A 12,295-nucleotide genomic window follows, 5' to 3' on the forward strand; every position below is an offset into this window, starting at 1 on the left:
TTTTAATTTTCATTAATTATATTTTAGCAGTTTTTTTAAGATTTGTATATATTTCGTGTTACATCATCTCACATAAAAATAGCGGTTTTGCATAAATAAATCGCTTCCAACATTGATTTAGCGCGGTTTTTAAATTTTACTATTTTTTTGTAAATATTATAAAAAAGTAACCATTTAGTCAAAATATCCCAAATGGTTACTTATCTATTTATTGATGTTTATTCATGATTTTTCACAAAATTCTGAATCCGTTTTACAGCTTCCTCTAGCTCTTCCGTACTAGCAGCATAGCTTAATCTAAAGCTATTTTCACCACCAGGTCCAAAGCCAACTCCAGGAACGACCCCTACGTGCGCTTCATTCGCTAAGTCAAGACAGAATTGCATACTATCAGTCTTGTATGAATCAGGAATTGAAGCGAAGATATAAAAGGCCCCCTCTGGGGTGGGACTATTGATCCCAACTTCTTTAAGACCGTTGACAACTAGATCACGTCTTTGTTCATAAACCTTTTTCATTGGTTCAGCATCGTCGCGTCCATTATTAAATGCCTCGATGGCTGCATATTGAGCATTAGCAGTAAGACAGAAACTAGCGAACATGTGCATCTTCAATATTTCTGATAAAATTGCGGGCTTTGCAAACACTACCCCAACTCGCCAACCTGTCATCGCATGGGACTTAGACAAGCCATTGTAAGTAATCGTTTGCTCAGGAAGGAGTTTAGCGAATGAAAAATGAGCGTGGTCGTAAGTTAACTCACTATAAATTTCATCACTGATCACTAAAATATCATACTTTTTAATTACTTCAGCTAAAGCGCTAAGTTCATCTTCACTGTAAGTAACTCCCGTTGGGTTACTTGGATAATTCAATAACAGGGCTTTGACCTTGTCACCGTGTTCCTTTAAGGTCTTTTCCAACTTAGCAGGCGTTAGTTTAAAGCCGTCATTAGAGGTATCAACATAGACTGGCTTTCCACCTGGTAGCTTGATAACAGATTCATAAACTGGAAATGCTGGCGTTGGTAAGATTACCTCATCGCCAGCGTTAATAATTGCTAAAAAGGTACACAGCAACGCTTCACTCACCCCAGACGTAGCTAGTACCTCAGTCTCTGGATCGTAATTCAAACCATATTTATCATGAACATAATTGGCTGCCGCTTCTCTAAGTGCAAAAATCCCCTGCGGATTAGAGTAGTGACTTTCATTTTGTTCAATCGCTTGAATCGCAGCTTCTTTAACATGTTCTGGAGTATTAAAATCTGGTTCACCTAATGTAAGTGGGATCAAACCCTTGATTCCAGCAACTTGGCTATTAAAGCTAGAAATTAAATCTGGCTGAATTCCGTTCGCACTTTTACTAATAAATTGTTTTAAATCCATCATTATTTTCCCCTCGTTTTAGAGTAATACTAATAATCTTTCTAATTATTTTAACATCGTATTTTAATGATTTCAAATGATTAGTATAAATATTTAATTACTAATTTTTGGAAATTGGTGGGTCGTAAAAATTTGATCTAATAAAATATAATCAGCAAACATGTTGTAACGGTTTCCATTCAAGCGATTCCAAGTCATAATCGCCGAAATTTTACCCATCGTCCAAATATTATCAACGTCGTTACGCCCTTGCACAAAAATTTCAACGAACGTTGATGAAAAGATCTGCATAAATTCTTCATCGCGACTTTGTAAGTTGAACAATCGCTGGTAAGAATCATTGTAAATGTATAGTTCATGAATCACATGAAACGGTTGGCTACTAAATCCAGATTGATCAATTCCAGAACTAGCATTATCAATTGCAAATAAAATAAATTGATGCAATAAATCGTATTTATCTTCAAAATGATGATAAAAAGTATTGCGATGAATTAATGAATTTTTAGCAATCTGATTAACCGTAATATTAGTAAATAATTCGTTTTCAAGCATGTTATTCAACGCTTGAAAGATAATTAAATTGGTTCGTTGTTTTCTAAAGTCCGCCATGTTTTGTACATTTTTACTCCTGTGTTTATTTTTTGTGCACTATCACTATATTGTCCATTTTACATGACTTTTGTCTATCTTATAATTATTTTATCAATTAAATCTGAGAAAGAGGTAGTTAAAATGAATCAAAAGCTTAACAAATTGGGCCAATGGTCATTCCATAATAAATTCAAGTCACTATTAGTATGGCTATTCGTGCTAGTGGCATTTATCGTCGGGGTCAGCAAACTCGGCTCTAATTATAATCAAAACTTTACGATCAAGGGACTGCCATCCACCAATGTACAATCCACATTGAAACACGAGTTCAACCAAGATGTGAACGCCGGTACTATGAAGGTCGTAATTAAAAACGACCAAAAACACGGCGTAAATCAAAAGTCCCTCAAACGTCAAATTGAAGCTGCAATGAAGAATATAAAAGCTGAAAAGGGCATCAAGAGTGTCGAAAATCCATATTCTAACAAATTGGTCAGTAAGGACCAATCCACTACTTATGTAACGGTAACGTTTGATAAAGATGCCAAATTGGTTAGCCAAGCTCAGATCAAAGCCGTCGAAAAGCAGTTCAAAGTCGTAAGCAACCACGCCCAGACCAAGATCGCATACGATGGGACTGTGCAGATCACACCATTTGAAATTGGTGGTTCATCAGAAATCATTGGAATTATAATTGCGTTTATCCTTTTATTGATCCTCTTTCGCTCCTTTATTACGGCTGGGTTTCCAATTATCAGTGCCATTGTTGGCTTGCTCTCTGGCGTGTTGCTTGTTACGATTGGGACATCGTTTTTTACCATCGTCAACGTTGCCCAAACCCTTGCAACAATGCTTAGTCTAGCAGTAGGAATTGATTACGCCCTCTTTATTGTCCACCGTTATCGTGATGAACTAAAGGAGCATGCCCCAGATCAAGCATTGGGGATTGCCATTGCCACTGCCGGTGGCTCCGTTATCTTTGCCGGGGTGACCGTTATCATTGCCGTGGCCGGGCTTAGCATCATTGGAATGGACTTTTTGACCCAGATGGGATTGGCCTCAGCAATTGCCGTGGCGTTCGCTATTTTATCAGCAATTACGTTCTTGCCAGCCTTGATCTCGTTGCTCAGCAAGTTCATTAAAACAGCACCAGCGCAGCGTCAACAACCATCCGAGCAGCCTGGGATATTTGTAAAAATGATTACTAAATTCCCGCTTGTTACGGCATTGGTCAGCATTGTCATCTTGGTAGCAATGGCCCTCCCCGCTCGCAACATGCGACTGGGGATGCCTTATAACGGTTCACTGCCTAAGCAAAACACGCAAAGACAAGCATATGACATTATCTCAGATCAATTTGGTGAAGGAATCAACGCCCCATTAATTGGGGTGGTCGAATTGAACCAGGACCAATCTAAGGCCGAACAGGAAAAAACGCTTCAGCAAATTACTAATAAGGTCAAAGCAATGGACGGTGCTAAAATGATCGTCCCAGTTGTTAATCAAAAGGCCGTCCGCGAGATGAAACAGCCCGCTTATCAAGCTAAGGTCAAACAACAAATTACAGCGGCGGTCCAAGCAAAGGTGCAAGCTGCCGTTCAAAGCGACCCCACGCTTGCAACTGATCAAACAAAGCAACAACAATTAGCTCAACAATATGCTGCCGAATACCAAAAACAGGCTCAAGCTGAGGCTAAAAAGAAGGCAATCGCACGCATCCCCGCCCAAATTAGCAAGAACCATAAATACGCAATGTTCATCCTAATTCCAAAGCATGGGGCCGAAGCTGTGCAAACGCAAGCACTGACCAATCGGGTCAAAGCATATTCAAAGACCGTTCAAAAAGAGGCTGGTACTAAAATAATCCTAACTGGGACTAACGCGGTTAACATTGATACCACTGATAAATTAAACGCTGCGACCCCGCTTTTTGCAGGCATCGTCATCGTCTTGGCCTTCATCTTACTAATGTTAATGTTCAAATCATTCTTAATTCCGTTAGTAGCAATGCTTGGTTTCGGCCTTTCGTTATTAGCTTCGTTCGGGTTGACGACGCTTACGATTCAAGAAGGGATGTTCAAATCGATTCTAGGCATTAGTAAGGGGGCGCCGATCCTATCTTTCCTCCCTGTCATTTTCATTGGGATCTTATTTGGACTCGCAATGGATTACGAGGTGTTCATGGTCTCTAGAACCCGTGAAGAATATCTAAAAACTGGGGACAATGCCCATTCAGTTATGGTCGGCTTAAAGAGCAGTGGTCCCGTAATCATCACCGCTGCTTTGATCATGATCGCCGTCTTTGGTAGTTTTGCACTCTCAAGCAATACCACGATCAAGTCGCTTGGCTTATCTTTGGCGTTCGGGATCTTCTTCGATGCCTTCCTGGTTAGATTAATCATCGTGCCATCCATGATTAAATTATTTGGTAAGGCTAACTGGGTCTTTCCCGGTCAAAATAAACAATCGTAGTTCAAACATTAAATCAATCTAAAAAATCATCCCCAGCGTAAATCCGCTCGGGATGATTTTTAATTTGCTATTTAATTAGTCCTAATCGATCAATGGCCCTGCTTTGCCAAATAGGTGACCAGGGCACCCCCAGCATAACCATTAAAGTTTTTCCCCTTGATGTTTAACAGTTCTGACTCATGATCGGCCAAGGCATCGATATCATTATCATCAATTGCATCATTTTTTAAAATTACTAGCGCACGTCTAACCTCACCATTGCAACGGGCCTTAATTTGTTTAATCCGCAAAACATCCTTAGCGATCGACATCATTGATTGGTTCAATAACTTTTCTTGTTCCATTAACTTTTTATTTTGTTCAACTAGGTATGCATTCTCTAACTTTAACCGTTTAAAATCCTGTTTTTCTATCATTTATTGTCCTCCATCTATGAAAATAAATCAGTAATATCACCGTTTAAGCAATCATCCTTGGGCATGTTGTCCTTATCAAAAAAAGGGGCCTTTTGATACCTTTGCAATAATACAACATCAGAAATTTCAAATCCCTGGGCAGAGGCCTTTGCATTTAAATCGTTGAACGCAAATTCACAAACCCCATCCCGTAAAGCTAGCTCTTTTAGCTGCCTATAACTAAATTGACCATAGGTCGCCCAAATGAAATCCAAAGTCCTTTGCACCTTTCCATCAAAATGAACGCCAGTACATTCAAAATCCATCTTATGAATTACGGAATTTTCACCACGCCGCTTGATCGCAGAATTTAATTCATAATCAATACACCATGGACCATTGATCGTAGCAACTAGGGCGATGTTAAATAACCGCTCGTTAGGCTCGTTATTCAAAACTAAAAAGTGGGCGTAGGAGAGGTACAATAACAGAGTCAACTTCGAAAATGACATTTCAGAACGACCTAGAAAATACCACGCCACTTCGATTGCCGTTGTAAAGTAGTGCGCGGGGTGCGGATTTGAAACCCCATACTTAGTCGCTAACCTTTGAACGTCATTAGCTAGTTGACCAGCACCACTAGTAACGGTCAACTTCCCGCTATTGGTTACCGTTAACACCATTGGGGAATAGGCAGCTAAATTCAAAGCCCTCGCCAATGATGGCGTTAGCTTACCGTTGCCGGCTTGATCAATCGCCACCCTTTGTTCGTGCCCCTCATTTTGAAAATAAACGCAATCGATCTGGTTATCATTCCGGGGTAAATCCGCTAGTGGAATTTGAAAACTGAAATCAACATCTAAAATTAAATTGAACGAATTGTCAATCATAATTGCACCTCCACAATATTACTGCTTTTCATTTTTACAATCATCATTTAATCGCTAACCAGGCTTGGGCTTCACTAGTAATTTGGGCAATGTTAATTTCTGGATGCTTTTGCAAAAATGGTTTCCGAAACATCTTAGCCACGTAATCTGGGGCATAGTGTTTTGCCTTAACTAAATAAATCCCTGATAATAATAAGTCCTTGCCATAGTTATGTAGGCGCGTGGCCTCGTTATACATCACTTTGTAGATATATTTCAATGTCGGCTTGATGTGCTGTTCATAACTAGGATCATCAAATATCGTGGGTGCTAAAATATCATCGATATATTCGCTCTCGGTATCCTTATTCACATTTAGGTACAACTGCTTTACGCTATCTTTAAAGAGCTTGTCATACTTTGAGTCTAATTCCTTAATGTGTTGATAGTTAATCAATAATTGAATCTCATTTCCGCGGGCCCGCAGTAGTATTTGATTAACTAAGTATTTAACGAGTTCGCTGCCAGCGTAATTTTTAACCACCATCCCCTTCGGACTTTCAGGTGTTGATTCATGATCAGCCAAAGCATCCGTAATATCTGATTTATTACCATCTTTATCAATTGCAAAAAATTTTCCGCCATTGATGTTAATGATGGTACTGCTGATTTCAGAAATGAGCCGCTGTTTCATAACTTTGGCGTTATCAACTTTTTGGGATAATTTAGCAATTTTTTGATGTAATAAGTTTTTAGCGTCCAACAGCTGCTTGTTATTAGCAGCGAGCTGCTTATTGATATCGTCTTGTGATTCTAATTTCATTTGCATGTCCCCCTAGAAAAGTTTTCAAATTAAATAGCAAAATTATTTACTATGTTCAGTCTATCAATTCTTAACCAGCTTTTCGATTAGCTCCACTAAATTTGTCATAATCGTGGAATCACTTGCTATCACTGGTTTTTTCCAAAAAGCTAACCTTAAATCATTAAATTACTCTTCATCAAAAGCAAGCCATTATGTGATAAAATGAAATTATAAATATTTAAAGAAAGTAGAGATCATGAAATTCAAAAATAGTTTCGAGACTCCCATCATCGCTTCTTTATTAGCTGTCATCAGTGGCAGCATTGATGCATATACTTATATTGAGCATGGAGGGGTGTTTGCTGGTTTACAGACCGGAAACATCATCTTGTTAAGCATTAATTTAGGCCGGTTGAACTTTTATCCCGTATTTAGATTATGCTTTGCAATTGCTTTGTTTATCTTTGGCATTATCGTTGTCAAGTTCATTCAAAGACACTTTCCAGATGAAAAGTATCGTAAAAAGTTGATTATTCAGTATGAGGTCGTCCTCCTCCTCATTACCGGAATCACGGCTCACTGGGTTCCTAATTTAATTACGATTGGTTTATTGGATATGTCTGCGGCGGCTCATCTACAGGAATTTAAACTGTTGCGGGGAAAAGCGTTTAACCCCCTAATGATGACTGGAAACCTCAGTAAAGTTTCTAACACTTTATATCTGACCATCTTGGACCATGATTCAGCTGCTAAGCAACTCTTTTTAGATACCTGTATAGTTATTTTAAGTTTTATTGGTGGCGCGATCACCATGAGTCTAATGACCAGATTGGCTGATCAATTTTCCATTTTGCTTACCCTAATTCCATTATTTTTAATTTTAATTATCGTCAAAATATATGATCATAAATCCTTACCAGAAAAGGATTAAGTCCTTGTTATAAAAATAGGATTCAATTTTTGAACAAATATTTTTTCAATTTATGTTTGACATCCATATTTTTTTGGTTTATTCTAATGGCAACTTGAAAGTAGTAATTCAAGTAGCTCAGTTTAGCGAACATTCAGTTAGGTGAAATGGAATGTCTGGGTATTGGGTGAAGGCAGTCAAGAATTAACTTGAATAGAAATCGATATCTTAATGCGCATTAAGACTCAGAGGTATCAAGTGTGAGCTTGATATAAAATAAGGTGGAACAGTGTTAAAGACGCCCTTGTACAAAAGTACAAGGACGTCTTTTTTGTCTAATTTAGGAGGAATAATTATGTTCAATTATAAAACTAAAGACCCAGAAGCTTCAGCAACTATGTATGATTTTTCAGCTCAAGATCCAGAAATCTGGAATGCCATTCAAATGGAAAACCGTCGTCAAGACAACGTGATTGAGTTGATTGCTTCAGAAAACATTGCTTCAAAGGCAGTAAGAGCAGCGCAAGGTTCAATCTTAACTAATAAGTATGCCGTTGGATACCCTCAAAAACGGGTTTACACTGGTAACGAAGCAATTGACATCGTTGATAACGTTGCTAGGAAAAGAGCTAAAAAACTTTTCCATGCAGAATATGCCAACGTTAATCCACACTCAGGAACCCAAGCTAACCAAGCTGTTTATGCAGCATTCTTGAACCCAGGAGACAAAATTTTGGCAATGAGTGAACATGCTGGAGGCCACTTCACGCATGGTCAAAAGCATAATTTTTCAGGACAGTTATACCACTCATACTTCTACGGTGTTGACCCAGAAACTGAGTTACTTGACTATGATCAAATCGCACAAATCGCGCGGGAAGTTAAACCTAAATTAATCATTGCCGGAGCATCTGCTTACAGTCACATCATTGATTGGACTCAATTCAGAAAGATTGCTGATGAAGTTGGTGCCTACCTAATGGTCGATATGGCTCATATTGCCGGATTAGTTGCCGCTGGTGTCCACCCCAATCCAGTTGAAGTGGCTGATGTAGTTACCTCTACCACCCATAAAACGCTTCGTGGTCCAAGGGGAGGAATGATCTTAGCTAAGGCTAAGTATGCCGATCAATTAGATAACGCAGTCTTTCCAATCTCGCAAAGTGGATCACTAGAGCATGTTATTGCTGCAAAGGCAATTGCTTATCAAGAAGCACTTCAACCAGAATTCAAAGACTATGCCAAACAAATTATTAAGAACGCCAAAGCAATGGCAGATGTATTCAACCAAAGTGAACTGATCAGAGTAGTTTCAGGAGGAACAGAAAACCATGAAATGACACTGGATTTAAACGCCATCCACATGACTGGTGATCAAGCTGCTGAATTACTATACAAAGCAGGAATTGCAACCAACAAGGAACTTCTCCCATTAGAATCCGGAGATACTATGGAAGGAATTCGAATCGGAACGCCAACCATTACAAGTCGCCACTTTAACGAAGCAGATGCTGCTAAGGTCGCTAAAATTATCGTTAGCATCTTAGAAAACCCCCACAATGAATCGATTTTAAGTAATGCCCAAAAACAAGTGCAACAATTGGTTGACGAACATCCAATTGATCGATAATAAGAAAGCTCCCTCATCAATGATGATGAAGGAGCTTTTTATTACTATATCTATTTCTTCGCAAAAATAAGTTTACCACTAACTAATTGTAAATAAAAGCCTTTTTGTTAATTAAATTAACATTTCACTTCTCATTCGTTAGTAAATCCAGTTCCATTATGATAAGATTTAAGAATAAAACTACTATAATTAATGAGGTGAAATCATGCGTAAAATTTTACTAGTCGGTTGGACATTCTAATTGAATGGCCAATCCAAAATACAGCCATTCTAATTACTGGAAACTAAGAAATAGAATGGAGAAATAATAATGAAACAATCAAATATTAGAAACTTTTCAATCATTGCCCATATAGACCATGGTAAATCGACCCTGGCAGATCGCATCATGGAGTTAACACAAACGGTGGCTGCTAGAAATCGTAAGGACCAATTGTTAGATGACATGCAGGTCGAACAAGCCCATGGTGTTACTGTCAAATCAAGAACCGTCCGTAATCAATACCATGCTGATAATGGTCAGGATTATGAACTGAACTTCATCGATACCCCTGGACACGTTGACTTTAACTACGAAGTTGCCAAAAGCCTCTCCGCTAGTGACGGTGTGATCTTACTAGTGGATGCGACCCAGGGGATTCAAGCGCAAACGGTTGCTAATTACCACCTCGCAGTTAAAGCGGGTCTTAAAATATTACCTGTCATTAACAAGGTCGATAGTCCCAATGCACAAATTGAAATGACTACTAACCAATTAATGGAGTTAGATGCAAACTTCACTAGCGACAAAATTTTACAAATATCCGCTAAAATCGGTCAGGGAGTCCATGCGGTCTTAGAAGCCATTGTTCATTTTTTACCGGCCCCAAATGGGAATATTAATAAACCGCTTAAGGCGTTGGTATTTGATTCTGAATACGATAGTTTTAAAGGGGTGATTGCATCGATCAGAATTATCGATGGGAGCGTTAAACCTAATCAATCACTATTCCTAATGGCTAATCATCAAAATTTGCTTGCTAAGGAAATTGGCATCTTTTCACCCACCAGAATCGCTAGCCGTGAATTATCGGCTGGTGATGTCGGTTACATCGCGACTGGCCTCAAGGATCCCCACCTAGTCAGAGTTGGTGATACACTTACGAATAAACAAAGGCCCACTGACCATCCCCTTCCTGGATATAAACCTGCCGAACCAATGGTGTACGCCGGGATTTACCCCCAGGGTGATTATAACGAACTAGCCGAAGCACTGAACAAGCTCGCACTCAATGATTCTTCATTACAATTAACACCTGAAGTTTCTGATGCGCTCGGTCCTGGGTTTCGTGGCGGATTTTTAGGAATCTTTCACCTCCAAATTATTAGAGAACGCCTCCAAGATGAATTTGGGATCGCAGTTTTAACCACTGCGCCAAACGTGACGTATCGGGTTCACTTAAAAGGCCAAGCCGCACCAATGATCGTGGACAATCCAGTCCAGTTTCCAGATTTCGAAAAAGTCGAATTCGTTGAGGAGCCAATTGTAAGGGCCGTCATCACGACTAACGAGCAGGAATTAAATGCCGTCATGAAACTAGCTGATCAACATAAGGGTGTTTTCGTTGATATGGGTAACCAAGGCTCCTTAGTAGAATTGAGCTATCAAATGCCGTTATCTGAGATTGCCTATGATTTCTTTAATAAGCTCAAATCCGTCTCCCATGGCTATGCATCCCTCAATACCACGCTAGCTGGTTATGAAATGGCTGACATCGTGAAAGTAGAAGTACAAATTAACTACTCACGGGTCGATGCACTTACATTTATTACGCACCGCAGTGATGCACCCACTCAAACCAAGGAATTAGTGCATAAACTAAAGTATACGATTCCAAGACGCCTCTATCCCATGCCTGCCCAGGCAGTTGTCGAAGGACGCGTCATTGCCCGCGTTGATATTCCACCGTTAAGAAAAAATGCTGCCGTGAATGGCAATAAGTACAGTGTTTCTAAAAAACAAGCGCTGTTGCGGAGGCAAAGCGTTAATAAACGTCAAGCTGCCAAAAGCAATATCGAATTACCACAGTCGGTCTTTAACAGTATCTTAAATTTAAACGACTAACTAAAAAGAGGATGCCATCTGGCATCCTCTTTTTATTATATATATGATGATTAATCAGTCGTCACAACTGATTTAATGGCCTTTCTTTCTGCCATTGCCTTATAGGCATCATCAACGTCATCAATATTATAGCTGTTAGTGAAGACCTTACCGGGGTTGATCTGCCCATCCAAGACCGCTTGTAATAAGCCACCCTTGTCATAAGTGGTAACGGAAGCGACCCCACCTGATAGGGCCACGTTCTTCCCAAATGCCAATGGGAATTCTACGTTCCCGTGTGGTAAGCCGACCCGGCCCACGTGAGCGCCTGGACGAGCCACTTTTAATGCGGTATTCGTGGATAATTCACTTCCCACACATTCAAGCACGGCATCAGCACCAGCATTGTGGGTGAGTTCCATGACCTTAGCCACGGCTTCATCACCACGTTCAGCAACTACGTCGGTAGCGCCAAATTCCTTAGCCAGCGCTTGGCGATCAGCATGGCGACTCATGGCAATGATCCGCTTAGCACCCAATAGTTGCGCTGAGATAACACCACATAATCCAACGGCCCCATCACCGACTACGACAACGGTATCACCCTTTTGCACGTTAGCGGTCTTAGCTGCGTGGAAACCAGTGGCCATTACATCGGAGAGTGCTAAGAAGGAGTTCAACATTCCTTGACTGTAGTCTTCTGGCTTGCCAGGGACCTTTACCAACGCCCAGTTAGCGTGTTGGTAACGAACGTATTCGGATTGGTAACCACGACTGAAGTTATCATCGTGGTTTTGACAATTGCCATCAAAGCCGGCCCGACAGGCAGCACAGTGGCCACAACCATGGGTAAATGGTGCGATCACAAAATCACCGGGCTTCACAGTGGTGATATCCTTCCCCACTGATTCAACCACCCCAATGGCTTCATGACCACCATTCAATGAGTTTGGTTCTTTTTTATCTAGCCCCCGATATGCCCACAGATCAGATCCACAGACACAGGCTTGTACAACGTGCAAAATCACGTCGTCATCCTTTTCAATTTGCGGTTTTTCAACGTCTTTAACTTCTACTTTACCTGCTTTTACAAATCGAGTTTGTCTCATATTTTAGGGCCCCTTTAAATTTAAAAAGATTCGGTTTCTT

At 40.1% G+C, this 12,295-nt stretch carries 10 protein-coding genes; 4 read left to right on the top strand and 6 right to left on the bottom strand.

Annotation, left to right across the window (positions count from 1 at the left end; all coding sequences use genetic code 11):
• Window positions 1-218: 218 nt before the first annotated feature.
• On the bottom strand, window positions 219-1,391 hold the full coding sequence (locus ACSVI6_RS07435) for an aminotransferase class I/II-fold pyridoxal phosphate-dependent enzyme (protein WP_491720319.1): 1,173 nt from the start codon (window positions 1,389-1,391) through the stop codon (window positions 219-221).
• Window positions 1,392-1,481: 90 nt separating this feature from the next.
• Window positions 1,482-2,000 carry a TetR/AcrR family transcriptional regulator gene (locus ACSVI6_RS07440; protein WP_491717507.1) on the bottom strand — a complete coding sequence of 173 codons (519 nt, stop codon included), beginning with the start codon at window positions 1,998-2,000 and terminating at the stop codon, window positions 1,482-1,484.
• A 123-nt stretch (window positions 2,001-2,123) separates the two neighbouring features.
• On the opposite strand from ACSVI6_RS07440, the gene ACSVI6_RS07445 reads away from it, so the two are divergent.
• Complete coding sequence (locus ACSVI6_RS07445) at window positions 2,124-4,454, top strand: MMPL family transporter (RefSeq protein WP_491721012.1); 2,331 nt, start codon at window positions 2,124-2,126, stop codon at window positions 4,452-4,454.
• Between the two features lie 89 nt (window positions 4,455-4,543).
• Here the strand turns inward: ACSVI6_RS07445 and ACSVI6_RS07450 are convergent, their stop codons facing one another.
• Genes ACSVI6_RS07450 through ACSVI6_RS07460 form a run of 3 tightly spaced genes read right to left on the bottom strand, consistent with a single transcriptional unit; the run spans window position 4,544 to window position 6,541 of the window.
• A complete protein-coding gene (locus ACSVI6_RS07450; protein WP_491721013.1) occupies window positions 4,544-4,870 on the bottom strand; it encodes a hypothetical protein in 327 nt (108 codons plus the stop codon).
• A gap of 14 nt (window positions 4,871-4,884) precedes the next feature.
• Window positions 4,885-5,739, bottom strand: coding sequence for a hypothetical protein (locus ACSVI6_RS07455; protein WP_491721014.1), 855 nt, complete (start codon window positions 5,737-5,739; stop codon window positions 4,885-4,887).
• 43 nt (window positions 5,740-5,782) lie between these two features.
• Window positions 5,783-6,541 carry a hypothetical protein gene (locus tag ACSVI6_RS07460; RefSeq protein ID WP_491721015.1) on the bottom strand — a complete coding sequence of 253 codons (759 nt, stop codon included), beginning with the start codon at window positions 6,539-6,541 and terminating at the stop codon, window positions 5,783-5,785.
• Between the two features lie 238 nt (window positions 6,542-6,779).
• Here ACSVI6_RS07460 and ACSVI6_RS07465 point away from each other — a divergent pair, with 238 nt between their 5' ends.
• The 3 genes from ACSVI6_RS07465 (at window position 6,780) to lepA (ending at window position 11,167) form a co-directional block, all read left to right on the top strand.
• A complete protein-coding gene (locus tag ACSVI6_RS07465) occupies window positions 6,780-7,454 on the top strand; it encodes a YoaK family protein (RefSeq protein WP_491717512.1) in 675 nt (224 codons plus the stop codon).
• A 334-nt stretch (window positions 7,455-7,788) separates the two neighbouring features.
• Complete coding sequence (gene glyA / locus ACSVI6_RS07470) at window positions 7,789-9,063, top strand: serine hydroxymethyltransferase (RefSeq protein ID WP_491717513.1); 1,275 nt, start codon at window positions 7,789-7,791, stop codon at window positions 9,061-9,063.
• A 310-nt stretch (window positions 9,064-9,373) separates the two neighbouring features.
• Entirely contained in the window at window positions 9,374-11,167 is a 1,794-nt protein-coding gene (gene lepA, locus ACSVI6_RS07475) for a translation elongation factor 4 (RefSeq protein WP_491717514.1), read from the top strand.
• A 50-nt stretch (window positions 11,168-11,217) separates the two neighbouring features.
• Here lepA and ACSVI6_RS07480 read toward each other — a convergent pair whose 3' ends face one another.
• On the bottom strand, window positions 11,218-12,255 hold the full coding sequence (locus ACSVI6_RS07480; RefSeq protein ID WP_491717515.1) for a zinc-binding dehydrogenase: 1,038 nt from the start codon (window positions 12,253-12,255) through the stop codon (window positions 11,218-11,220).
• Between the last annotated feature and the right edge of the window lie 40 nt (window positions 12,256-12,295).

It is taken from the genome of Nicoliella sp. ESL1106 (assembly GCF_058509965.1).